Genomic DNA, 23,502 nt, shown 5'->3' on the forward strand with positions numbered 1-23,502 from the left:
GATGTTGGTGGGGTGGCGTCTATTGAACTGGCCGGCAGAAGCCTTGTGTCACATAGGTTTCAAGATTCAGCCCTTTCGACATGCCCCCAAGTATGCCCCCGGTCCATGCTCGCTAGCGCTCGTCAAATTTACACATCTGCCTTCCTGAGAGGGTGGCTGGCAAGCCAGCCACCCTTGCAATCCACACAGAAATGTCAGTTAGGGTGGGCCTCTCCTGTTTTCGCGTACCAGTTGGAGGGCCGCAGCCGCTAGAGAGTCCAGCGGATGATCTGCACAATATTTCGCTACCCAAGCCTCGATGCCAGCATGATCGGCAGGAATAGCATCGTTTGACTCATAGTTCACCCCGGAAATGAAGCCATCTATCCATTGGTTGTAGACATCAGCTTGATTAGGGTCTAAGTGCTTCGCTCGACTCTGCAAAAACAAGCCACAGGAGGATGTTGCCACTCCTACTACATGGAAGGGCGCACTTTCTTTTCTGGCGAGCGCGGCCGTAGGTAGGCAAATAAACATCAGGCAGGCCACTGCCGCAAAGACTCTCATTTTCTCTCCATCATCCGTCGAGACCAGTAGGCCATTTCGCGCCTAGTTTCCGGCAGCAGAGACGCACCTAAATTGAACCTCTGCGCTGGCACACCGCACAAACGGCACCCCGTTCTTGGCGTCAGCCTCCAGCGTCTTAATTTCCTTGCCTTGCTTGGCGCAGAAGTCGTTCGCCTCACGTAATAGGGCGGCTTTGGAGCCTTCGCCGCCAGAGAAGCCGCAGCCGGCGCTTTTCTTTGTCAGGTAATAGGTATCCGGCCCGGTCTTGACAGGGCCGCCGCTAGAACAGGCAGCGAGAGCGCAGATAGCAGCCACGAACAATATCGTTTTCATGCTTCCCCCAAATCGTTTCTAAACACTAGGCTCGACCACTACTCAGCCTAGTGACTTGGTGAAGCATATGGATCTTTTGTGCCTGCCTTCCCGTTGTAGGGATTCACATTTGGCTTGCTCGACCAGTTGTCGACTTTGGTGCGATTTGGCGCTGTGCGGTAGCTTGGGGCGACGTAGGTGCCGGCCTTGGTGACGTGACCGTTGACGTGCACAGTCGAGGAGCGTGGTGCGTGATATGTCGACGCTCTATAGCTTCGTTGTCCCTTGGCAAAGACAGGCGCGCAGCAAAGTAGCGACGCGGCAAGGATGAGAATCTTCATCATTTTTGCTCCATCGTGAGGGTATGGCTATACCCGGTATCGTCGTCGGTAAGTTCAATTTCAACTTCACCACCATCGGCATTGATTGCATCAATGGTCGCTTCGTGGTCGTTGCCATCAGCGTCGTTGTGGTAGGTGATGCTTTGACCCACGCGCACTAAATTGCCATCTTCAATGGTTACCGAGTTGCCGTTCTCGTCAGTGCCGTCCCACGCAAAAACAGGCGAGGCAAAAAGCAGAGCTGCCAACATGGTTACCAATGCGACGCGGTTCATGCCACCCACCTTTCAACGGATAAAAATAGCGGCCTACAAAAATACTCAGATTTCCTACATACAAAAGTTCGACTTTGCCACTGTCCATCTTTTCCCTTCTTGATCGGTTCCTTCCTGTTCCACTGGCCCTAAATAGGGAAAGCTCATTTCGATCACGCTTGCTTGATCCTGCGCCCAAAAGATCACAACGTAGGTTGATAGTCCGTTGTAGTTGAGCGTATGGGTTGACTGGTTTAGTTCATTGCCACGAGCAATTGTCGCTTCGACTTTATAGCCGGAAGACCAGCCGTAGTTAACGGCATATTTGGCACAGACAGTTGCCCTTTCACTGGCGTGCACAGTACCCGCAAGCAGTGGCAGCGCCACTAGCGAAAGCAGCGCAATGGCTTTCATACCCGTTCCCCTACAGCAGAGTTTCCATGCCTCTTTTGAGATACTGAACCTATTGAGATGCGTCGTCCAGCCACTCCCGTTGCTGGCGCAGCGCCGCCGCCATCGCACGAAACAGGGGCCGGTGTCCGCCGTTCCATCCGTTACGGCTTGCCGCTGCTTTTCCTTGCGGCGTGCGCGGGCCGGTGGATTGCTCCCACGGCTTCCATTGCTTGATTGCTTCCGCTTGCCGCTGCCGTCGTTCCGGTGTCCAGCCGCTGCCCATGATCGTGCTCCAATAGTTCGGTTGGCTGATTGTCGATTTCCTCCGCGCGCGCGATGCCGGCGGCATGGTTGTTCACTTGTTGCGGGCCGTGCGCGATGTTGGCTTGCTTGGCGAATATCACGGGCGGGTTCTTGATCGCGGCCAGTGTCTCCAGCGTGGCGCGGCACTGGCTTTGCGCCTTCAGGGCCAGCTTCAGATAGGTTTCGGCCGCGCCGATGTACTCGCCCATGTTCACCGCGCCGCGTCGCGCCAGCTCGGCAAACATCGTGTTCAACGCGGCGGCCTGCCCGCACAGCATCGCCTCGACGCGGGACAGGTCGCCCGCCTTGATCGTGCCCGCATGCTCCTTCAATGATCCCAACAAGTCGCTTAGCGGCAACGTGCCAAAAAGTGCTTTGGAAAAGTCGGCAATGACCAGCGCAGCGGGCACGTTGGCGGCCGTTGCCAGCCCGGCTATCTGCGCCTCGCGTGTCTTATCCGGCTCCGCTGCGATGGTCAGGCTATGCGGCTTCGATGCCGTCGCTGCCGGCTTAGGCTTGGTCATGGGGATTCCTTGTCGAGTGATTGCCGCAGATATGCCGCGCCATCGGCCAGTGCATGCCCTTGCCAGCGCCGCAGGTGCCCATGCCGGCTTCCGGGTTGAGCGTGTCCGGGGCGAAGTGCCGGCAGCCCTCACAGGTCACGCATGGGCGCGGGATGTAGCCGCCCGCCTTTCGAACGAAACACCACGGACAGCCCAGCGCACGCGGCCAGCCGCCCACGACGGGCAACACCTCGGCAATGTCGGGGTTAACCCAGATCGGGCCGCACTGTTCGCAGTGGATCGCTGCGGTGTCGTCCAGTGGCACGCGTCCGGCGCGGCGGTCGGCGGTGTCGCGCAGCATGCCCAGATACGCGGCGAGCTGGCGCGCGTCCAGACCGATGCACGCGGCTAGGTCGGCGTCGCGTAGCCGGTGAACGTGCGCCGCGTCCATTCCCTCGGCAGCCGCCAGCGCCAGCAGGTGCACGCGGATCGCATGCAAAGGATCGGCAGTTTCCGCAACGCCTTCCTGTTTTTGCACCGGGACAGCCGGGGCAACCGGGACACGTTGCAGCGCAAGGGCTGGCGCTGCCCCGGCTTGTCGGGACACTGCCGGGGCAACCGGGGCAAGTCCGGCTTGTTCAAGGATCGCGGCCAGCGTCATGCAAGCACCTCCCATAGCGCCGGCACGATCCGGTAAACGCGCGTATTGCGTCCATCGGGCAAGCGTTCCTTGCGGGTCGCGCCGCCGTCGGTGTCCGTCATCAGCGCGCAGGCCTCGATCAGTGCGCGCGCCACTTGTGCCGGGTCGAAGCCCACGGCCAGCTCGCGCTTGAACGCCTCGCGTTCCACGTAATACTCCGGCCCGGCGGCTGCGCTCTTTCGATATCCGGCGCGGTTGACCGTGCGCGGCGTGCGGTCATCAGTAACCCATGGCGTGAACCTCGATTCCCCGTGGGCTTCAAGGAAGGCCCGCACCTGCGCCAACATCGCGGCCGGTTCGGCTGCCCCTTTCGTTCCTCGCCCTGTCAGCCACGCGGCGAAGCACTGACGTATGGCGCGCTCTGCCTCTTCCGGTTGCCAGCCCGTCAGTTTGTATGCGGTCGCCAGTTCACCGGCAGCGGCGATCAAGGCGAACCGATCGGCAACACGTCGCACCTGCCCGTCGGCATGGTCGCCAGCAAGATCGGTCGCCAGTGCATCGCGCATGTCGCGCAGTACGCCGCGAGCCTTGTCCGGGTCAGTCACCAGCGCCCGAAGAAAGGCCGGCAGCGCCGTCCCGTAGTGGCTGGCCGCCGCGCGTTTCAGATCATCGGCGAATACACCAGCAGCAACGCCATCGGGTACACGATCAAACAAACCCAAGCCCGCGCCAGCATCGGCCGGCAAGTCGATAACGCGCACTTCTTGACCGGCGCGAACCTTGCCGCCGCCTTGCGTCACCAGATCAGACAACCCGACTTCGCCGGTCGACAGAAACAACACGCGCCACGTTGCCGGCGGCCGTGGCGTTCCATCGCGACGGCTGCGCCCTTTGCCTTGTCCATTCGCCAGCATGTACGCCACCGCACCGGCATGCTTCGGTTCCAACTGGCCTATTTCGTCCAGGATCAGCAACAGGTCACTGTGCAATGTGGCGACGCCTTCCAACCCGTTATCTGTCTGCCGCCAGTTGCGAATGAATGACGGCGGCCCGTAGACCGATGCGGCCACCGCGCCGGCCGTGGTCTTGCCGGTCGACGATGCGCCGCGCAAGTGAACGCCTCCGCCTTCCGCATTCAACAAGCCGATGCACGGCCCCGCGAACGCGCAGCACAGCGCCAGCACCAGTCGCGAATTGCCGGCGCACGGCGCGGCAACGTGGTCGCGCCAGCCGTCCAAGCTGCCCACCTGTCCGAGTGCAACGCCATCGGGTGCAGCCGACTGCAAAATGACCGGCTCCGTTTTGGTGTCGCCGAACGTCTCGCGCGGTAACGCAAAAACATCGCCATGCCACCCCGTACGCGCGACGCATCGCGCCGTTACGTCCGGTTTCTCGCGTGCGATGTAGTCCGCCACCATGCGGCGTGCCGATGGGTGCGACGTAATCACAAGCCCCTCGCTCAGCAGCACCCCGCGCAGCTCTTCACCGCTGCCAGCAAGCATTGCCATCGGCATAGCCCAGCGATGCTCTTTGCGGTCGTTGTCAGGAAACACCAGCAGGCGGCCCCATGCGCTGCTCTGCGGGTCGCGGGTCAGCGCGGCGATGGTCAGCGGCGAACAGACCCACACCGGATCAGCCTCGCCGATGACTGCGCCCGATTCCTTGTCGGTGATGACGCCCACCCAATAGACGCCCGGCGCGCGACCGTCCGACCATGTGTGCAACAGGTCGAAATGCGCATGCGGGTGATTGTCCCGATTGCCCCGGTCGCCGTTGGCATCGCCGGGACAGCTCAAGTCGTTGTCTGGTGCGGTGTCCCGGCTGCCCCGGTTGTCCCGACTGGTTTCGACAAAGGCGCGTTTCGGTTTGCTTGTGCGCGCCTGCGCCAGCACGGCAAGGTCACGGTCTGCGCGTTCGTCCAGACTGCGGATGCTGGCGGGCAGTGGATCGGTAGCGGCCGTCATAGGAGCACCTCGCGCGCGGTGTCGATTCGATCAATGGCGAGCGTCAGCCGATCAGCGTCGGTGTCGTTCAACACAAGGCCGGCGGCAAGGTCATGCGCGGCGATGCTGATAACTTTCGCCTCCCGACCTACAACGCCAAGCGCCGCACCCCATGCCGTTTGCTTGAACGCTTGTTGCGCCGCGCGCCGGCCTTCGGGTGTTGTATCGCGGATGCGTTCGGGGAACAGGTCACCCATCTGCAAGCCGACAGCGGCCAGAATTCCCGGCGTGTCGTGACAACTGAAACAGGTCACCAGCAACGCGCCGTTGTCGCCCTCGCATACGCTCAGCTTGCGAGCCTTGCCGCCGCAGGCCGGGCACATAGCGCGCCAACCCTTGCCCGTCGTGGTAACGCCTTCCAGACGCGGCAGCAATAGCGCGGACGGCGACGCGTTGATGGCCGTATCGAACATGCTCACTTGAACAGGCCCAGCGCGAACATCAGGGACAACGCCACGATGAACACGACAACGGCGCATTCGCCGCAGGCGTCCAGCCGCTCGCTGAAGCGATACAATCGACGCCAGACAGTGCGCAACACCTTGCCGGCTCGACGTTCCCGCGTTGGGCCGGTGCTGCTTTTGGGGCGGGTCATGCTGCCACCCGTTCAATCAGCGCGCGGATATCTGCAACGCGCCACGCGGTGATGCGTTCGCCGAGCTTCACGGGCTGGGGGTATCGACCGGCTTTAACGCCTGCCCACCACGTCGAACGGCAGACTGGAAAGATGGCGGGGATGGCTGGCGCTGATTCAGTGGCGGGTTTACCGACAATCTGCGACAGGCGCAAATATCCGGTTTCGGGGAGTGCGTGCATTGCGGTCTAGCCTCGTTCGTTATGAGGTGGCTAGGATCACAACGGAATTTCCAGCGGCGAATACGCGCTGCTGCGCAGCGGCTAGCCTATGCAATGCACCGGCTAAGTAAGGTTTGGCGTATTACGTAACGCCTTCCTTGCGGCAGAAAATGACATACCTATGGCACCGCATTCCTCCTCTGCGCAACGGTCCCGGCTCGTGTATTTGCCCGATGCCCACGCTTCGCGAATACGCCCCTGCTTTTCTCGGCTCCCATCCGGCTTGCCGTGCAGCGCATCTGCTGCGTTTATTGCATTTAGATGCCGTTTTTTTTGCTCAGATGCAAAGCTTCTTAGTAAATCATTCTTCACATCGTCCACAATTCGCGCAGATTTTCCTTGTTCGAACACGAATAAAAGCAAGAACGCAAGATGGTCCGCAACCTCATCCTTTTCCTTGGTCGATGCCCATTGAAGGATGCGAGCGTAACGACGATCCATACGGCGAAAAAACCGTTCCGTCTCTGTTTCAATTTCCGTCGCTTTCGCGGACGCCGCCGCTAGCAGGCCTGATTCGATGTTTCCCAATTTCGTCAACTGCGCGCCCTCCGATTCGTCCATAAGATGCCGCGCCAGCCAGATGGCCGTCCTAGCGCGGCGTTCAACGCTTGTCGGTCAGCTTGCCTTACGCGTCATGGGAATGACGTTGCCGCCTGCCTTCAACGTGTCCAAATATTCCGCCCATGCGGTCATCATCTTGCGGCGCTCGGCTAGGTGCGCGGTGCGGTTGTACGCGCGTCCGTTCGGATCCTTTACCGCGTGCGCCAACTGATGCTCGATATAGTCAGGCCGGAAGTGCAGCACTTCGTCCAGCACCGTGCGCGCCATCGCGCGGAAGCCGTGGCCGCTCATTTCGTTGGTGGCGTAGCCCATGCGACGTAGTGCCGACAACACGGCGTTGTTGCTCATCGGCCGCTGCGGACTGCGTGCGCTGGGGAACACATAGCGCCCGCGCCCGGTCAGCGGATGCAACTCGCGCAGGATCGCCACGGCTTGCGGCGACAGCGGCACAAGGTGCGGCTCGCGCATCTTCATTTTCTCGGCGGGGATATTCCACTGCGCGCCGTCCAGATCGAACTCCGCCCACTCGGCTTGCCGCAGTTCACCCGGCCGCACGAATGCCAGCGGGGCCAGCCGCAGGGCGCACTTCGTCACCAGTGAACCGTTATAGGCATCCATCGCGCGCAGCAGTCCGCCGATGGCGTTCGGTTCAATGATGGCGGCAAGGTGCGTCTGCTTGACCGGCGGCAATGCTCCGCGCAGATCAGCGGCGGGGTTGCGCTCAGCGCGACCCGTGGCGATGGCATAGCGCAACACTTGCCCGCAGTTTTGCAGCACGCGGTGCGCAGACTCGACAGCGCCACGGTCAACAATGCGGTTGACGGTCGCCAGCAGTTCCTTTGCCGTGACGTCGGCAATCGGACGCTTGCCCAGCCACGGGAACACGTCATTCTCAAGCCGCAGCATGATCCGGCTTGCGTGCAGTTCCACCCATGTTGCCGATTGCTTCGCGTGCCACTCGCGCGCTACCACCTCAAAGCTGTTCGCCGCGCGTTCCTCGCCGGCAGCTTTCGCGGCCTTGCGCTGCTCGCCCGGATCGACGCCAGCGGCCAGCAGCTTGCGCGCCGCGTCGCGCTTGTCGCGGGCATCCTTCAGGCCAGTATCAGGGTATGCCCCCAGCGCCAGCCGCTTCTCCTTGCCCCCGTGGCGATACTTCAACCGCCAGAGCTTGCCGCCGGCTGGCGAGACCTCCAGGTACAGCCCACCACCATCGAAAAGGCGGCGCGGCTTGTCGGCTGGCTTGGCCGTGCGGATCGCCGTATCACTTAGGGGCATGGGGGCATCGCCTACGGGAAAGATGGGGCATGCCCCCGATCATGCCCCCGGCTGGGGGCAGATTGCAACGCACCTAATTGGACCGTATTGGGCACAAAAAAGGCCGGAACCTTTGCTGTTGCTAGGATTACCGGCCTTCGTTGGACTGCGTTGGAGCTTGTAATGGTGGAGGTGGCGGGAGTCGAACCCGCGTCCGAAGGCGTTAAATGCCCGGATCTACATGCTTAGCTCGCCGTTCGATCTCGTTCCGCGACAAGTACGGTGGGCAAAACGCACCGCGGAACCAGCCTGATTGATTTAGCCTAGAACCGCCAGGCGGCAGCGTTCGGCGATCTCATGATAATGACCCTACACCGACGAGCATGAGCACAAGTGGGTTCGGGGCTTACGCCTTAAGCGGCGAGAGCGTAGTTGTCGTCGTTGGCAACTATGAGTTTGCTGCTGGATTAACGAGGAAAGCTGCCCCCTCGGCATGCACCAAGTCATCTCACTACCCCCGTCGAAGCCAGGACACCCCCGGGGAAAACGATCTGACCTCGCCAGTATATGGGGCACGGATCGCGACAACAATGCCATGCGATGAACACGCGCCTAGCGGATTCGCGCTGCGCAAACATTGACCAACGTCAGGTCGAGTGTTGTTAGGCCGTTAACGCAACGTCTATACTTGGCGACTTACATGCCCTTAGTACCCGTCGCACTCGTGGGAATGATCTCGATGACTCGATTGCAATTGCTTGGCCTGGCCGTGACCGCAACCCTCTTCGCCGCCACCAGCGCACATGCTGAAGGCGACAAGGCTGCCGGCCGCAAACTGATCTACACCTGCGCTGGCTGCCATGGCGTGCCCGGCTATACCAACGCCTACCCGCAGTATCCAGTGCCGAAGATCGCCGGCCAGAACGAGCAGTACATCATCAATGCCCTGCAGGGTTACCAAACCGGTGGTCGCAAGCACCCGACCATGGATGCGCAGGCGCAGAGCCTGTCCGCCACGGATATCCAGAACATTGCCGCCTATCTTTCCAGCCTCGCCAAGTAAGTTGCCAAGGATTTCCCGCATGAAACGTGCAATTACCCTGCTTTCATTCGGCGCCATCCTGGCGTTCGCTTCCACCCAGTTGCTTGCCGCCGGCAACGCCGAGAACGGCAAGCAGAAGGCAGTCACCTGCTTCGCCTGCCATGGTACCGACGGCAATGCGGTCGATCCGCAGTACCCGCGCCTCGCCGGCCAGTACAACCTTTATCTGCAGAAGGCACTGCACGAATACAAGGTCGGCGAGCGTGACAACCCGATCATGAAGGGCATGGTGGCCACCTTGTCCGACCAGGACATCGAGGATGTCGCCACCTATTTCTCCAGCCTGCCAAGCAAGCTCGATACGCTGAAGGGCCATATCGGCGGCAGCAAGTAAGCCTGCGTCGTCATGTGGAACGCAAAGGGCCCGCCAATGCGGGCCCTTTGCTTTTGCGCTCGCGCCGCCATTCAGGCAATCGCCGATTTGCCCCCGGCCTTGCCGTAGTAGGGCTTCTCGCCGCTGGCATGGTCGGTGGCATCACGCACCGAGGTCACTTCCGGCACCCGCTCGCGCAGAGTCTTTTCCACGCCCTGCTTCAGCGTCACGTCGACCATGCCGCAACCATGACAACCACCGCCGAACTGCAGCAGCACCGCACCGCCGGCATCGATCTCCAGCAGGCTGACCCGGCCGCCGTGCGAGGCCAGCTTCGGGTTGATTTCCGCCTCCAGCACGTAGCGCACGCGCTCGATCAGGCCAGCTTCCACACCAGGCACGTGACCCTTGATCTTCGGCGCACGGATGTTGAGCTGGCCGCCGGTGGCATTCGGCTCGAAGTCGATGCTGGCCTGGTCCAGCCAGCTGGCGCTGTCGCCGTCGATATGGAAGTCGAAGCCGGCGCACTCGATCGTCCACTCCCCGCCGACCAGGTCCACCGGCTCGCAGAATTCCAGCTCGCAGTTGGCCGCCGGCGTGCCCGGCGAGGTCACCCGCAGGCGGATGCCCAGCCCGTCGATGCCTTGCTGCGAAAGAAGCCGCAGGAAATGCTGCTGCGCGCGTTCCGAGATGTCGATCATGCCTGCTCCAGGGTCGCCAGATGGTTGCCGGTGGGCCTCACCGGCGAAACAGCACCATTTTAGTCCTGTTTCGAGTTCGATGCGTGCTTTGACATTTGTGTGCGCAACTTCGACGCTTCGCATCCCCGAAGCTCTCGACCTCGACGGAGACAACAATGAACGCCAACGACCTGGCCAGCCGGCATTGCCAACCGCGCAAGGGCAAGGAACACGCACTGGATGCCGCACGGGTGGCCGAGCTGCTGCAGCAACTGCCGGGCTGGCAGCTGCGTGGCGACGACACGGCCATCGCCAAGGATTTCCGTTTCGCCGACTTCCACCACACGCTGGGCTTCATCAACGCGGTGGGCTTCATGGCCAACCAGGAAGACCATCACCCGGACCTGGAAGCCGGTTACGGCCATTGCCAGGTGTTGTGGTCGACCCACGACGTAGGCGGCCTGTCGCTGAACGATTTCATCTGCGCCGCACGGGTCGAAGCCCTGCTGGCGCGCTGATCAGAAATCGGTGCGCGACTTTTCCTGCATCCACACCAGCCGCTTGCCCTTCACCGCCAGCACGTCGAGGAAATCCTTGAGGTCGTCGGGCAGTGGCGCGGAAAAGCTGTAGGCGCGCCCATCCAGGTCGAAGCTCATGTGCGAGGCATGCAGGAACATCCGGTTCAGGCCCATCTCGCGGTAACGCTTGTTCATCTCCCGATCGCCGTACTTCGGGTCGCCGGCCAGCGGGTGGCCGATGTGCGCCGCATGCACGCGAATCTGGTGGGTACGGCCGGTACCCAGCGTGGCCTGCATCAGGCGGGCACTGGGGTACTGCTCCATTTCACGGAAGAAGGTCAGTGACGGCTTGCCGTTGTCCGCCACCCGCACCATCCGCTCGCCGCCCTGCAGCACGGATTTGAGCAGCGGTGCATTCACGTCGAACTTCGCCTTGGACGGGTGGCCAAGCATCAGGCACAGGTACTGCTTGGTGACCTCGCCGGCGCGGATCGCCGCCTGCAGGCCGGTCAGCCCCGCCCGGGTACGGGCAAATACCAGCACGCCGCTGGTGTCACGGTCGAGCCGGTGCACCAGCTCCAGATGTTCCTGTGGCCGCGCGGCGCGCAACAGTTCGATCGCACCGTGGCTGATCCCGCTGCCGCCGTGGCTGGCCACGCCGGCGGGCTTGTCGATCACCAGGAAGTGCTTGTCCTCGAAGATGATCGCGTCGGCCACCTCGGCTACCTGCCCGCCCGACGGCCCCGGCTGCTCCGGCCGCTCCGCCAGCCGGACCGGCGGAATGCGCAGCGTATCACCGTCAGCGAGACGGGTATCCGGCTTGGCCCGCTTGCCGTTCACGCGCACCTGGCCGGTGCGCAAAAGCCGGTAAATCATGCTCTTGGGCACGCCTTTGAGCAGGGTCACCAGCGCGTTGTCGATGCGCTGGCCGTCGCGCTCGGGGCCGATCTCGACTTGACGTACACCGTGAGGTGCGTCATGGGAAGTTGCCGTTTGCATTGAAAAAAACCTGCTTAAATAGGATACTCGGCGGGCGCTACATTCTGCCCGCCGAAGTCCGGACCGGGCCGGATGCCCGCCCGTAACGTCGGCGAGGATTGCTCCGATTGCCTTCGGGCGGCCGGTCGCGACTCCCTTTCATCGTAACGGTTTGGGCCGTCGTTTGTCCGATGCCATTGCGGTGTCGGGGCGGCAGGCGCAGCTGACCGAATCATCCCGACGCCGGAAACGGTGCCGTTTTATTGCCGCTTAACCGCAGCGGCGCGATCCCCGGCAGGCCGCCATTGTGGCGCCACCGTGGCACGCGACGCGCGGCCAAGCCGAGGATTACCACCATGAAACGCATGTTGATCAACGCGACTCAGCGTGAAGAGTTGCGCGTGGCCATTGTCGATGGCCAGAACCTCTACGACCTGGACATCGAAATCCCTTCGCGGGAACAGAAAAAGTCCAATATTTACAAGGGTCGAATTACCCGGGTCGAGGCTTCACTCGAAGCCTGCTTCGTCGAGTATGGCGCCGAGCGCCACGGCTTCCTGCCGCTGAAGGAAATCTCCCGCGAGTACTTCACGCCGGGCCTGGACCCGCACAAGGCGAACATCCGCGAACTGGTCAAGGAAGGCCAGGAAGTCGTCGTGCAGGTGGAAAAGGAGGAGCGCGGCAACAAGGGCGCCGCCCTGACCACGTTCATCAGCCTGGCCGGCCGCTACATGGTGCTGATGCCGAACAACCCGAAGGCCGGCGGCGTCTCGCGCCGGATCGAGGGTGAGGACCGGCAGGCGCTGAAGGAAGCGCTGGATCACGTCACGGTGCCCGACGATGTCGGCCTGATCGTGCGCACCGCCGGCCTCGGCCGCGACGCCGAAGAGCTGCAGTGGGATCTGGACTACCTGCTGACCCTGTGGAAGTCGATCTCCGAAGCGGCCAGCAAGCAGAAGGCGCCGTTCCTGATCTACCAGGAATCGAAACTGTTCATCCGTGCCCTGCGCGACTACCTGCGCAGCGACATCGGCGAGATCCTGATCGACGATGAGCCGCTGTACAACGACGCCCGCGACTTCATGCAGCAGGTGATGCCCAACGCCCTGCGCAAGCTCAAGCTGTACCGCGACGACACCCCGCTGTTCACCCGCTACCAGATCGAGACGCAGATCGAGAGCGCGTTCGACCGCCAGGTACGCCTGCCGTCGGGCGGTTCGATCGTGATCGACCAGACCGAGGCGCTGACCGCGATCGACGTCAACTCGTCCAAGGCGACCAAGGGCAGCGACATCGAGGAAACCGCGTTCAACACCAATTGCGAGGCCGCGGTGGAAATCGCCCGCCAGGCGCGCATCCGCGATGCCGGCGGCCTGCTGGTGATCGACTTCATCGACATGGACAGCCCCAGGCACCAGCGTGAAGTGGAAGATCGCCTGAAGGATGCGCTGAAGCTGGATCGCGCCCGCGTGCAGATCGGCCGCATCTCGCGCTTCGGCCTGCTCGAGATGTCGCGTCAGCGCTTGCGTCCGAGCCTCGGCGAAGCCACCCAGATCACCTGCCCGCGCTGCGAAGGCCACGGCCACATCCGCGGCGTGGAATCGCTGTCGCTGTCCACCCTGCGCCTGATCGAAGAGCACGCAATGAAGGACAACACCGGCCAGGTGCTGGTGCAGGCGCCCACCAGCGTCGCCAACTTCCTGCTCAACGAAAAGCGCGCCAGCGTGGTCGAGATCGAACTGCGCCACAAGGCACATGTGGTGATCGTCGCCGACGAGAAGCTGGAAACCCCGCACATCGAGATCCAGCGCATCCGTGAAGCGGACATGGGCGAGCACAGCAAGCCCAGCTACGAACGCCTCACTACGGTGGAAACCACCGAGTTGCCGAAGATGGGCCAGGCCCTGGGCAGCGGCGAGCAGCCCGCGGTGAGCGGTATCGTGCCCGCCAGCCCGGCGCCGGTGCGCGAGGAAATCGCCACCCCGGCCACTGTGGCGCAGCCGGCCGCACGCCATCAGCCAACCGCTGTCCCGACCGCCCATGCCGCAGCACCCGCCGGCGGCATCATCTCGCGCCTGCTGGGCTGGTTCCGCAGCGCGGAGACGGCAGCACCGGCAGCAGCGCCGAAGCGCACCGACAACGGCAACGACGGCAGCAACCGCAACCGTCGCGAGGAGCGTGGCAATCGCACTGGCACCAACACGAACGCGCCATCGTCGCGCCAGCCGCGACGCGAGGCAGCCCAGCAAGGCCAGGCAAAACCCGCCTCCCAGCAGCAGGCTCGCGGCAACCGCCAGCGCGGCAACGAGGCGCAGCCGCGCCAGGCGCAGCAACCGCAGGCCCAGACCGCCAAGGCGGAACGCCAGCCCAGGCCGGCCTCAGCCGAGAACAACCAGGCACGTGCGGAGCGCAAGCCGAATCCGCAGCAGCAGCCGAAGGTCGAACGCTCGCCCCGTGTCACCACTGACGAGCGCCCCGCCGCTGCACCGCTGGATGATGCGGCGAAGGAAGCCGAGCGTTTGCTGGTGCCGCTGGCCACATCGACGGCTCCCGAGACCACCGACGACGAAGCCGACGCCGATGGCAGCCAGTCGCGCCGCCGCCGCGGTCGTCGTGGCGGCCGCCGCCGGCGTCGTCACGACGAAGCTGCCGTGAATGGCACCGAGATCGACAGCGCGCAGGCACAGGCGCTCGATGACGAGGACCGCGACGAAGCCGCTGCAGCTGCCGCAACAGATGCCCCGGCAGCACGTAACGAGCAGTCGTCGCGTGAATCGTCGCCGGTGTCCGCCGCCACGGATGATGGCCAGGCCAGCGCCGGACCGGCTATCCCGGCGGTTCGCCAACCGGTGCCTGCCCAGCCGGTCGAGAAGCCCGCCGTCACCTCCGTTGCCGCAGCGGTCAGTGCCGCGGTGTCCGCCGCCACGGCATTCAACCTGCCCACCCTGCCGCCGATCCCCGACCAGGTGAAATCCGCAGCAGCCACTCCCGATGATCAGGACATCGTCAGGATCACCCCCACCGCCACTCCAGCACTGAAGCCGCAGACGGCCGCGGTCACGGTGGCCGATGTGGAGACCCACGCCGCAAAGGCCGATGCCACCCCGGTGGTCGTCACCACGGCCATCGCGACGCCGACGACGATCAGCCGACCGGCTGTCGACGCGGCACCCTCGGCCGTCATGACTCCGTCGATGAAGCAGCCAGTGCCAACCGCGGTGACGCCGGTAAGCCCGACGGTTGTCGCTCACATGACTCCCGCGCCGACTGCAGCATCGGTCTCGACGACGGCAACACCGCTTGCCCAGCAGGAGGCGCCCGCGGTCACCACCGACACGCCGCCTGAAACACCGGCGACAGCCGCTCCCGTAGCCACGCTGCCGCTGCCCAAGCAAGGTGATTTGCTGGCCCAGCCGATCCATCCGGCAACGCTGCTGCCATCAGCCACCGAAGAACAGCAGCCGGCATCGCCGCTGTCGCACGACGAGCCCGCTGCGCCCGACGCACACAAGGGCGACTCGCACGACTGAACCGTTGCAACAGCGTGCCACTCGATAAAAAAACCGGACTCATGGTCCGGTTTTTTTATCGCCTCCAGTCACGCAGCAGCCCGAGCCACGGCATCAGTTGCCGACATGATGATTCGGCGTATCGATCAGGCCATGCACCGTCATCAGATGAGCCAGGCTGAGCACGTGGTCCACGTGCAGCTTTTCCATCAGGCGCTGCTTGTAGGTGGACACGGTCTTGGGACTCAGGTTGAGCTGCTCGCCGATGATCGTCAGCGGCTTGCCACGCACCAGCATCATTGCCACTTCGAGCTCGCGGCTGGACAGTACGTCGAACGGCGAGGCACTACCGTCCAGGGTGGCCAGCGCAAGCTGCTGCGCGACTGCCGGGGCAAGATAACGGCGGCCACCGGCCACCTGGCGTACGGCGGACACCAGCTCGTCGGCACTGCAGCCCTTGGTCAGGTAGCCGAGCGCGCCGGCGTCGAGCAGGCGCTTGGGGAAACGTGCGTCATCGACCACCGTCACGATAACGACGTGCGTGGACAGTTTCGAGCGGCACACGCGCTCGGTGAGTTCGATCCCGCTCATGCCGGGCATGTGCACGTCGACCAGGGCAATGTCCGGCGCCAGTGTCCGGATCAGCTGCAGGCCTTCTTCGGCGCTGCCCGCTTCGCCGCCGACGCGGATGTCCGGCTGTTGCTGCAAGATCATTCGGAAGCCAGTGCGAACCAGCTCGTGATCGTCCACCAGGACCACATTGATCACTTGACGCCCTCCTTGGTTGGGCTGCATGAAATTAGGCCGCACGGTGCCCCATTGCAAGCGATTCGGCACTTGGCCCGATGCCGGTCGCAGGCAACCACTTCGACGTGATATCGACGTCGGGTCGAGTGATGCTCAGGCCGCCTGCGTATCGGCAGGATCGTCCCTGCTTTCATCGCTGTCGTTGACATAACGCGCCAACACAACCGCGGAAGTCGGCCCGGGCATTTCCACTAGGACCTGGCGCCCGAGGCGCTGATGCTCGTCACGAGCCATCTCCCGTGCAAGCTTGATCGCCACCCCCAGCTGCAGGTTGCTGAACAACGTGATCCGGCCACGACAGATACACCAATCGCCCGTAGTCGCCTGCTTCAGCGAAATCGTCACCATGGACAGCCACTCCCCGTGCCATGAGGAAATCCGGCGGCGGCACGACCGGCCGGTCATTCGCCACCCTCATCGTCTGGGCACAATGTGTCATGGCAGTAACGCCCGATATGTCGGCCGGCACCTACATACGCTGTACGGGAAGCATGCTGCGACGTCCACACAGACCACCCGGTGCCCACCATGCGACCGGCGCACTGTCGGCTTGCATGTCCTTCCTGCACACCAACCACTGCAGACAAAAAAACCGCCGATCGGCGGTTCTCTTGTCTGCAGCGACTTCGGCGACATTCACCGAAGCCATCTTAATGGTGCCCAAGAGGGGACTCGAACCCCTACGACTTGCGTCGCTACCACCTCAAGGTAGTGCGTCTACCAGTTCCGCCACCTGGGCAGGTGTGTTGCTCAGTGCTTGGCCGGCGGCTCGGTGGCTGCCGGTACTTCGCCCTTCTGGGTCGGGGCGGGAGTTGCTGCCGCCGGCTGTGCTGCCGGGACGGCATTGTTGGTTGCAGCGGGAACCGCCGACGGGACTTCCGAACCAGCCGCCGGGGCAGCCGGAGTTGCCTTGCCGGCAGCGGGCTTGTCGGCCAGCGTGGCCATCACGCCCAGGTCTTGCGTATTGGTATGCGGCGCGCCGTTGCCATGCAGGTAGATGCCCATGCCCAGGCTGAGCAGGAAGAACAGGCCCGCAAGCACGCCGGTGGCGCGGGTGAGGAACGTGGACGAACCGCGCGCGCCGAACACCGTGGCCGAAGCGCCGCCGCCAAAGCCCGAGCCGGCATCGGCGCCAGCACCGTTCTGCAGCAGGATCAGCACGATCATCGCCGCAGCAATCAGGATGTAGAACACGCTGAAAATGACGAACATAAGGTTTCTATTGAGCCTGTGGCGCCTGATGCGCCGCGGCGCAGATTCCAAGGAAGTCGGATGCAGTCAGGGAGGCCCCGCCGATCAGCCCTCCATCCACGTCCGCCTGCGCGAACAATTCAGCGGCATTGGCCGCCTTGACGCTACCGCCGTAAAGCAGTCGGGTCAGACGGGCAATCATAACATCTTCTTTTTCCAGTTGGCTACGAACGAAGGCATGCACCTGCTGCGCCTGCTCCGGGCTGGCGGTATGACCGGTGCCGATCGCCCAGACCGGCTCGTAGGCGATTACTGCCGTATCGAAACTTGCCACGCCGTTGAGCGCCAGCACCGCGCGCAACTGCCGCGCGACGACCGCCTCGGTCTCGCCGGCCTTGCGCTGTTCCAGCGTTTCGCCCAGGCACAGGATCGGCGTCAGGCCGCCGGCGCGGGCCGCGGCAAACTTGCGCGCCACCAGTTCGTCGCTCTCGCCATGGTACTGGCGGCGCTCGGAATGGCCGACCAGCACCCAACGTGCGCCAACATCTGCCAGCATGGCGGCGGAAACTTCGCCGGTATACGCGCCCTGCCCCTCGTGCGCGCTGACATCCTGCGCGCCGATGCCCAGGCCGGAATCGGCTTGCTGCCAGGCCAGCTCGGCCACGTACGGAAACGGGGGAAATACCGCCACATCGATATCGTCCGGCAGGCCGGCGGCGATATCGCTCACCATGGCCTTGGCCATCGAACGGCTGCCGTGCATTTTCCAGTTGCCGGCGACGAATTTCTTGCGCATGGGCTGCTTCCGTTGCGGTCAAACGGCAAGCTTAGCGAGGGCCTCCGGGATGAGCAAACCCGCGGACGACTGGCGTCGGTTCACTGGCGCGGTCAAGAATGGCGACTCCTGCCGAGGAACACCGCATGACCGCTTCCCGCCCGCTCAGCCTGATCACCGGCGCCTCCTCAGGCATTGGTGCCGCGTTTGCCCGGCAGCTCGCCGCGCTCGGCCACGATCTGGTGCTGACTGCGCGCCGCGCCGATCGGTTGGAAGCGCTCGCCGCCGAACTCCATGAACGGCATGCCGCCCAGGTCACCGTGTTGCCGCACGACCTGGCCGACCCGGCCACGCCGCGGGCACTGTGCGACGAACTGGACCGGCGCGGCCTGCAAGTGGACTGGCTGATCAACAACGCCGGCTACGGCGTGCCCGGCACCTTTGTCGCGAACGACTGGGCAACCCATGCGGACTTCCTGCAGGTGCTGCTGACCGCGCCGACCGAACTGGCCTGGCGACTGCTGCCCGGCATGCGTCAGCGTGGCCGCGGCCGCGTGATCAACGTCGCCTCGCTGGCCGGGCACGTGCCTGGCCCGGCCGGGCACACCCTGTACGCCGCCAGCAAGGCCTACCTGATCAAGTTTTCGCAGTCACTGGCACTGGAGAACCGCGCGGCCGGCGTGAACGTCTGCGCGCTGTGCCCGGGCTTCACCTGGTCGGAATTCCACGACGTCACGCGCACCCGCGACAAGATGAACAAGCTGCCTGGCTTCATGTGGCTGAGCGCGGACGAAGTGGTGCGCCAGGGCATCGCGGCGGTCGAGCGCGGCGACGCCGTGTACATCCCGGGCCGGGTCAACCGCACCATCAAGACGGTGGTGCGACTGCTACCGGACCGGCTGGCCATGTGGCTTTCCGCGCGGGAATCGAAGCGCTACCGGAACACCGAGGTCTAGACGGCACTGACGCATCCGCTACTGTTGCCATCGACTTCGCCACCGGCTGCCAACTGCATGTCCCTGTTTCCGACCCAGATGCGTCCGCTGCCCTACCGCAAGCCCGTCGAGGGCCGCGACTACTGGGTGGTGGACGACGTGCTGCCGAATGCCGACGAGGTGCGCGCCCGCTGCCTGGCCAAGACCGACTGGGAAATGGGTTATCCGTATACCGGCGAGGTATGGCCGGGCATGCGCGCCACGCCCGCCCTGCTGGATGACGAGCTGTCCGCACTGGAGGCGACGGTATGCCGCCTCACCGGCGCGAAGAAGCTGTGGGTCGAGCAGACCGAAGCCGGCATCCGGCTCAACCACAACTGCGTGCAGGTGGTCGGCGCAGTCGAGGGTACGGTGAAGCCGCACACCGACTCCTCGCATCTGTGCCGCTACGCCGCCGTGCTGTATCTCAACCCCGCGGTACCGAACCAATGCGGCACCAGCTTCTTCCGCCAGCGCATGGCTGGTGGCCGGCTTGGCGGCAATATCGTGCTGCCGCCGCACCGCAATCTGGCCGAGGCACTAGGCAATCGCTTCGTGCAACCGAACGCCTTCGTCGAGGATGTGCGCGTGGCGCACCGCTACAACCGCCTGCTGGTCTACAAGGCCAACCTGATCCACAGCGCCAGCGCCTACTGGGGGCTGGAAATGGCGGCCAAGCGCATGACCGCCGTGTTCTTCTGGATGGCGTAGCAGCCGGTCCGGCGCCTCAGATCAGCTTGATCTCGCGCAAACGCTGCAACAGGTATTCGTGCGAGGTGATCGAGGTGTCGTAGCGGCGCGGATTGTCCGCCGTGACGCACGAATCGAGCGGGTCCAGCACCACGTCCGGATTCGGATGCAGGAAGAACGGCACCGAGTAGCGCGGCTTGCGTGCATTCTCGTTCTGCGGGTTAACCACGCGGTGCGTGGTGGACGGAAACACGTGGTTGGAGAGCCGCTGCAGCATGTCGCCGATGTTCACCACGATCGCGTCGCCCTCGGTGGTGATCGGCAACCACTCGCCTTCGCGGGTGAGCACTTCCAGCCCTTCCGCGCTGGCGCCAACCAGCAGGGTAATGAAGTTGATGTCCTCATGCGCGCCAGCGCGCACGTTGGGGATGTTCTCTTCCGTGATCGGCGGATAGTGGATCGGGCGCAGGATCGAGTTGCCGACGTCGGTCTTGTCCTCGAAAAAGTTTTCCGGCTCGCCGATGTGCAGGGCCAACGCGCGCAGCACGCGGGTGCCGAGCTGGTCCAGCGCCTCGTACAGGCCGTAGCCGTACTGCCTGAATTCCGGCACCTCGGCGGGCCAGATATTCGGCGGCATCACGTCGGCGAACTTCGAATCGCGCGGGATCTCGCGACCGACATGCCAGAATTCCTTGAGGTCGGCGTACTGACTGTCCTTGGCGGTCTCCACCTTGAACGGCGTATAGCCACGCGCACCGCCGGCACCGGGCACGTGGTACTTCATCTTGGTTTCGGTCGGCAGCGCGAAGAAGCGCTGGAACACGTCGTACGAGCCGTCGATCAGCTCGCGCGCGATACCGTGGCCGCTGATGCAGCAGAAGCCGAATTCACGATAGGCCGCGCCGATCTCGGCGACGAAGGCGCCGCGGTCGGTGTCGTAGCGGCGGATGTCCAGGGTGGGAACGTTCTTCATGGCTGTAGTCCATTGGTTGGGCGTGCGGTCGATTCATCCGCCACCGCAAGGGCGGGGCACGTCGGGCCAGTCCATGGCGACCCAATACTGCTACAGGTTCACGAGCGTTCGGCTGCGGATTTTACAATCCCTGCCAGCTTCTCTGCCAACTGCTGCACTTCCGTTTCGTCGGCGCCCTCGATGGTGACGCGCACCAGCGGCTCGGTGCCGGAGGCGCGCAAGACCACCCGGCCGCGACCGTGCAGGATCTGCTCCACCTCGGCCAGCGCCTGCTTCACCTCGCTGCTGGACAAGGCCTCACGGGCACCGGCGGCACGCACATTGAGCATCACCTGGGGCATCTTCTGCAGGCCTTGCCGCGCCACGGCCAGGTCTTCGCCGGAGCGCACCAGCGCCTCCAGCACGGCCAGCGCGGCGATGATGCCGTCGCCGGTGGTAGCACGGTCCAGGCACAGGATGTGACCGGAGGTCTCGCCGCCGAGCAGGCCGCGATGTTCCTTCAGCTGCTGCAGCACGTAACGATCGCCCACGTTGGCGCGGATCAGCGGCACGTCGAACCGGGCCAGCGCCAGTTGCAGGCCGTAGTTGCTCATCAGGGTGCCGACCACCGGCCCCTGCAGCTTCCCCTGTGCATGCCAGCTGCGCGCCAGTATGTACAGAATGTCGTCGCCGTCGGCCAGCACGCCGTTCCGGTCGACCAGTTGCACGCGGTCGCCGTCGCCATCGAACGCGATGCCGAGGTCGGCGTCATGTGCCAGCACGGAGCGCTGCAAGGCCTGCGGATGAGTCGAGCCAGCCTCGTGATTGATGTTGAAGCCGTCCGGCTTGTCGCCGATCGCCACCACCTCGGCACCCAGTTCGGCAAACACCTTCGGCGCCACCTGGTAGGTCGCGCCATGGGCGCAGTCCAGCACCAGCCGAAGCCCGTGCAGGCTGAAATCCTCGGCGACGGTGGACTTGCAGTATTCCGTGTAACGGGCCACCGCATCGTCGATCCGGCGCGCCTTGCCGAGCCGTTCGGATGGCACCGTGGTGAACGCGGCGTCGACCTCCCGCTCGATCGCCAGCTCCACTTCGTCGGACAGCTTCTCGCCATCGGCGGAGAAGAACTTGATGCCGTTGTCGTGATGCGGGTTGTGCGAGGCGCTGATCACGATGCCGGTCTGCGCGCGCATCGAGCGGGTCAGGTAGGCCACCGCGGGCGTCGGCATCGGGCCGAGCAGGCCCACGTCGGCGCCGGCCGCGACCAGGCCCGCCTCCAGCGCGGCCTCGAACATGTAGCCTGAGATGCGGGTGTCCTTGCCGATCAGCACGTTCGGTCGCTTGCTGCCGTCACGCGCCAGCACGCTGCCGACGGCGCGTCCGAGCTTCAGCATGAAGTCCGCGCTGATCGGCCATTGCCCGACCAGTCCGCGGATGCCGTCGGTGCCGAAATATTTGCGCTGGGTCATGGGCTGCCTGATGGCGATGATGAGGGGGAAGGAAAGATGAAGGCGCAGATCAGTCGTCGTCCGGCCAGCGCGGCATGGCCGGTTTGTCGACACGCCGCGGCACGGTGTCAACCGCGTGCACCGCCTGCCACACCGCCAGCGCATCGACGGTGGCGGCCACGTCATGCACGCGCACCATGCGTGCGCCGCGCTGCGCCGCGATCAGCGCCGCCGCCACGGAACCGGCGGCGCGCTCGGCCGGCACGCTGCGGCCGGTCATTTCGCCGATCATCGTCTTGCGCGACAAGCCGATGTAGGCACCGCTGCCGAGATCGGCGAAACGTTCCAGCGCGCACAGCAGCGCCAGGTTGTGCTGCAGCGTCTTGCCAAAGCCGAAGCCGGGATCGACCAGCACCTTGCGCCGGTCGATCCCGGCCAGTTCGCAGGCGAACAGCCGGTCGGTGAGGAAGCGGTGCACCTCGCCGACCACATCGTCGTAATGCGGCTCGGCCTGCATGCTGCGCGGCTCGCCCTGCATGTGCATCAGGCATACCGGCACACCCAGCTCGGCCGCCGCAGCCATCGCACCGTCGCGGCGCAACGCGTATACGTCGTTGATCATGCCGGCGCCGGCCGCCACTGCCGCACGCATCACTTCCGGCTTGGAGGTGTCGATCGCGATCGGCAGCGTGGTGCGCGCAATCAGCTGCTCGATCACCGGCAGCACCCGGCGCAGTTCTTCCTCGACCGGCACGTCGGCCGCGCCGGGACGGGTCGATTCGCCGCCGACGTCGATCATGTCGGCGCCCTCCTCCGCCAGCGCCAGGCCGTGCGCCACCGCCGCGTCGACGCTGTCGTGCGTGCCGCCATCGGAGAACGAATCGGGGGTGACGTTGAGGATGCCGACCACCCGCGCGCGGTCGAGCCGCAACGGGCGCCCGGCACAATCCAGCACCGTGGCAAACAGCTCGTTCGACATGCTCATGGCCTCGTCAATGTCCGCAAGCGGCGCTCAGGCTTCGGCCTTGCCGCCCAGCTCGCCCATGTAGCGGCGATAGTGGCGCAGCTCGGCGATCGAGTCGCGGATATCCGACAGCGCCGTGTGCGCCGATTCCTTGCCGACGCTCTTGGCAATCTCCGGCGCCCAGCGCCGGGCCAGTTCCTTGAGCGTGGAGACATCCAGGTTGCGGTAGTGGAAATAGCGTTCCAGCCGCGGCATCTGCCGGTGCAGGAAGCGGCGATCCTGGCAGATCGAGTTGCCGCACATCGGCGACTTGCCCGGCGGCACCCACGCGCGCAGGAAATCCACCGTAGCCTGCTCGGCCATCGCATGGTCGGTTTCGGAGATCAGCACCTGCCGCCACAGGCCCGACTTGTGGTGCTGGTTGGAATTCCAGTTGTCCATGGACTCCAGCCGATCGATCTCGTGGCGTATCGCGAACACCGGCCCGTCGGCCAGCACGTTCAGCTCCTTGTCGGTGACCACCGTGGCGATCTCCAGGATCGAATCGTTGTCGGTGTCGAGGCCGGTCATCTCCAGATCGATCCAGATCAGGTTGTCTTCGTGGGCTTGGCTCATGGGCTCTCCTTGTGCGCC

Annotated in this window: 27 protein-coding genes, 1 tRNA gene and 1 other RNA gene; 6 read left to right on the forward strand and 23 right to left on the reverse strand. The window is 64.1% G+C overall.

The window, feature by feature from the left end; all coding sequences use genetic code 11:
- Nucleotides 1-588 precede the first annotated feature (588 nt).
- From QQA13_RS08325 to ssrA, 12 genes are all read right to left on the reverse strand, one after another.
- The gene (locus QQA13_RS08325) at nt 589-879 is read right to left on the reverse strand and encodes a hypothetical protein (protein ID WP_159082217.1); all 291 of its coding nucleotides are present in this window, start codon (nt 877-879) and stop codon (nt 589-591) included.
- 319 nt (nt 880-1,198) lie between these two features.
- Nucleotides 1,199-1,474 (reverse strand): DUF5334 family protein, encoded by a 276-nt coding sequence (locus tag QQA13_RS08330; protein ID WP_159082218.1) that lies wholly within the window; start codon nt 1,472-1,474, stop codon nt 1,199-1,201.
- A gap of 54 nt (nt 1,475-1,528) precedes the next feature.
- On the reverse strand, nt 1,529-1,867 hold the full coding sequence (locus tag QQA13_RS08335) for a hypothetical protein (protein ID WP_108472861.1): 339 nt from the start codon (nt 1,865-1,867) through the stop codon (nt 1,529-1,531).
- A 140-nt stretch (nt 1,868-2,007) separates the two neighbouring features.
- Nucleotides 2,008-2,673 (reverse strand): hypothetical protein, encoded by a 666-nt coding sequence (locus tag QQA13_RS08340; protein WP_159082219.1) that lies wholly within the window; start codon nt 2,671-2,673, stop codon nt 2,008-2,010.
- Nucleotides 2,660-3,313, reverse strand: coding sequence for a hypothetical protein (locus QQA13_RS08345; protein ID WP_159082220.1), 654 nt, complete (start codon nt 3,311-3,313; stop codon nt 2,660-2,662). The genes QQA13_RS08340 and QQA13_RS08345 overlap by 14 nt, the downstream gene beginning before the upstream one ends.
- Entirely contained in the window at nt 3,310-5,256 is a 1,947-nt protein-coding gene (locus tag QQA13_RS08350) for a DUF927 domain-containing protein (protein WP_108472865.1), read from the reverse strand. The genes QQA13_RS08345 and QQA13_RS08350 overlap by 4 nt, the downstream gene beginning before the upstream one ends.
- The gene (locus QQA13_RS08355; RefSeq protein WP_108472866.1) at nt 5,253-5,708 is read right to left on the reverse strand and encodes a DNA primase; all 456 of its coding nucleotides are present in this window, start codon (nt 5,706-5,708) and stop codon (nt 5,253-5,255) included. Before QQA13_RS08355 ends, QQA13_RS08350 begins: the two co-directional genes overlap by 4 nt.
- A gap of 2 nt (nt 5,709-5,710) precedes the next feature.
- Nucleotides 5,711-5,890, reverse strand: a complete 180-nt coding sequence (locus QQA13_RS08360; RefSeq protein WP_159082221.1) for a hypothetical protein — start codon at nt 5,888-5,890, stop codon at nt 5,711-5,713.
- Nucleotides 5,887-6,111: a helix-turn-helix transcriptional regulator gene (locus tag QQA13_RS08365; RefSeq protein WP_108472867.1), complete on the reverse strand. Its 225-nt coding sequence runs from the start codon at nt 6,109-6,111 to the stop codon at nt 5,887-5,889. The genes QQA13_RS08360 and QQA13_RS08365 overlap by 4 nt, the downstream gene beginning before the upstream one ends.
- Before the next feature lie 102 nt (nt 6,112-6,213).
- Nucleotides 6,214-6,711, reverse strand: coding sequence for a hypothetical protein (locus QQA13_RS08370; RefSeq protein WP_159082222.1), 498 nt, complete (start codon nt 6,709-6,711; stop codon nt 6,214-6,216).
- Nucleotides 6,712-6,765: 54 nt separating this feature from the next.
- Nucleotides 6,766-7,986, reverse strand: coding sequence for a tyrosine-type recombinase/integrase (locus QQA13_RS08375; RefSeq protein WP_108472868.1), 1,221 nt, complete (start codon nt 7,984-7,986; stop codon nt 6,766-6,768).
- A gap of 163 nt (nt 7,987-8,149) precedes the next feature.
- Nucleotides 8,150-8,504: a transfer-messenger RNA gene (gene ssrA, locus QQA13_RS08380) on the reverse strand.
- Between the two features lie 200 nt (nt 8,505-8,704).
- On the opposite strand from ssrA, the gene QQA13_RS08385 reads away from it, so the two are divergent.
- Together QQA13_RS08385 and QQA13_RS08390 are read left to right on the forward strand one after the other, a co-directional pair.
- Nucleotides 8,705-9,028 (forward strand): c-type cytochrome, encoded by a 324-nt coding sequence (locus QQA13_RS08385; protein ID WP_108472900.1) that lies wholly within the window; start codon nt 8,705-8,707, stop codon nt 9,026-9,028.
- Between the two features lie 19 nt (nt 9,029-9,047).
- Entirely contained in the window at nt 9,048-9,401 is a 354-nt protein-coding gene (locus QQA13_RS08390; protein WP_108472869.1) for a c-type cytochrome, read from the forward strand.
- Nucleotides 9,402-9,472: 71 nt separating this feature from the next.
- On the opposite strand, the gene QQA13_RS08395 is transcribed toward QQA13_RS08390, so the two are convergent.
- Complete coding sequence (locus tag QQA13_RS08395; protein ID WP_108472870.1) at nt 9,473-10,081, reverse strand: NfuA family Fe-S biogenesis protein; 609 nt, start codon at nt 10,079-10,081, stop codon at nt 9,473-9,475.
- A gap of 155 nt (nt 10,082-10,236) precedes the next feature.
- Between QQA13_RS08395 and QQA13_RS08400 the strand changes: the two genes are divergently transcribed.
- Nucleotides 10,237-10,578 carry a 4a-hydroxytetrahydrobiopterin dehydratase gene (locus tag QQA13_RS08400; RefSeq protein WP_108472871.1) on the forward strand — a complete coding sequence of 114 codons (342 nt, stop codon included), beginning with the start codon at nt 10,237-10,239 and terminating at the stop codon, nt 10,576-10,578.
- Here QQA13_RS08400 and QQA13_RS08405 read toward each other — a convergent pair whose 3' ends face one another.
- Nucleotides 10,579-11,484, reverse strand: coding sequence for an RluA family pseudouridine synthase (locus tag QQA13_RS08405; protein ID WP_234411388.1), 906 nt, complete (start codon nt 11,482-11,484; stop codon nt 10,579-10,581).
- A 428-nt stretch (nt 11,485-11,912) separates the two neighbouring features.
- Between QQA13_RS08405 and QQA13_RS08410 the strand changes: the two genes are divergently transcribed.
- The gene (locus tag QQA13_RS08410; protein ID WP_108472872.1) at nt 11,913-15,086 is read left to right on the forward strand and encodes an Rne/Rng family ribonuclease; all 3,174 of its coding nucleotides are present in this window, start codon (nt 11,913-11,915) and stop codon (nt 15,084-15,086) included.
- A 93-nt stretch (nt 15,087-15,179) separates the two neighbouring features.
- Here the strand turns inward: QQA13_RS08410 and QQA13_RS08415 are convergent, their stop codons facing one another.
- From QQA13_RS08415 to tpiA, 5 genes are all read right to left on the reverse strand, one after another.
- Complete coding sequence (locus QQA13_RS08415) at nt 15,180-15,833, reverse strand: response regulator (protein ID WP_108472873.1); 654 nt, start codon at nt 15,831-15,833, stop codon at nt 15,180-15,182.
- Between the two features lie 132 nt (nt 15,834-15,965).
- The gene (locus tag QQA13_RS08420; RefSeq protein ID WP_108472874.1) at nt 15,966-16,220 is read right to left on the reverse strand and encodes a hypothetical protein; all 255 of its coding nucleotides are present in this window, start codon (nt 16,218-16,220) and stop codon (nt 15,966-15,968) included.
- Nucleotides 16,221-16,526: 306 nt separating this feature from the next.
- Nucleotides 16,527-16,611: transfer RNA gene (locus QQA13_RS08425), tRNA-Leu, on the reverse strand.
- Nucleotides 16,612-16,622: 11 nt separating this feature from the next.
- Nucleotides 16,623-17,084 carry a preprotein translocase subunit SecG gene (gene secG / locus QQA13_RS08430; RefSeq protein WP_108472875.1) on the reverse strand — a complete coding sequence of 154 codons (462 nt, stop codon included), beginning with the start codon at nt 17,082-17,084 and terminating at the stop codon, nt 16,623-16,625.
- A 7-nt stretch (nt 17,085-17,091) separates the two neighbouring features.
- On the reverse strand, nt 17,092-17,859 hold the full coding sequence (tpiA, locus tag QQA13_RS08435; protein WP_108472876.1) for a triose-phosphate isomerase: 768 nt from the start codon (nt 17,857-17,859) through the stop codon (nt 17,092-17,094).
- A 125-nt stretch (nt 17,860-17,984) separates the two neighbouring features.
- Here tpiA and QQA13_RS08440 point away from each other — a divergent pair, with 125 nt between their 5' ends.
- Nucleotides 17,985-18,794, forward strand: a complete 810-nt coding sequence (locus tag QQA13_RS08440; protein ID WP_108472877.1) for an SDR family NAD(P)-dependent oxidoreductase — start codon at nt 17,985-17,987, stop codon at nt 18,792-18,794.
- A gap of 57 nt (nt 18,795-18,851) precedes the next feature.
- Complete coding sequence (locus QQA13_RS08445) at nt 18,852-19,523, forward strand: DUF6445 family protein (RefSeq protein ID WP_108472878.1); 672 nt, start codon at nt 18,852-18,854, stop codon at nt 19,521-19,523.
- 16 nt (nt 19,524-19,539) lie between these two features.
- Here the strand turns inward: QQA13_RS08445 and QQA13_RS08450 are convergent, their stop codons facing one another.
- The 4 genes from QQA13_RS08450 to orn all read right to left on the reverse strand — a co-directional run bounded on the left by QQA13_RS08450 (nt 19,540) and on the right by orn (nt 23,484).
- A complete protein-coding gene (locus tag QQA13_RS08450; RefSeq protein ID WP_108472879.1) occupies nt 19,540-20,475 on the reverse strand; it encodes an isopenicillin N synthase family dioxygenase in 936 nt (311 codons plus the stop codon).
- Nucleotides 20,476-20,573: 98 nt separating this feature from the next.
- Complete coding sequence (gene glmM, locus QQA13_RS08455; RefSeq protein WP_108472880.1) at nt 20,574-21,926, reverse strand: phosphoglucosamine mutase; 1,353 nt, start codon at nt 21,924-21,926, stop codon at nt 20,574-20,576.
- 49 nt (nt 21,927-21,975) lie between these two features.
- Nucleotides 21,976-22,890 carry a dihydropteroate synthase gene (gene folP, locus QQA13_RS08460; RefSeq protein ID WP_108472881.1) on the reverse strand — a complete coding sequence of 305 codons (915 nt, stop codon included), beginning with the start codon at nt 22,888-22,890 and terminating at the stop codon, nt 21,976-21,978.
- A 27-nt stretch (nt 22,891-22,917) separates the two neighbouring features.
- Entirely contained in the window at nt 22,918-23,484 is a 567-nt protein-coding gene (orn, locus tag QQA13_RS08465; protein ID WP_108472882.1) for an oligoribonuclease, read from the reverse strand.
- Nucleotides 23,485-23,502 lie beyond the last annotated feature (18 nt).

This window comes from Rhodanobacter thiooxydans, assembly GCF_030291135.1.
GTDB classification, from domain to species: Bacteria; Pseudomonadota; Gammaproteobacteria; order Xanthomonadales; family Rhodanobacteraceae; genus Rhodanobacter; species Rhodanobacter thiooxydans_A.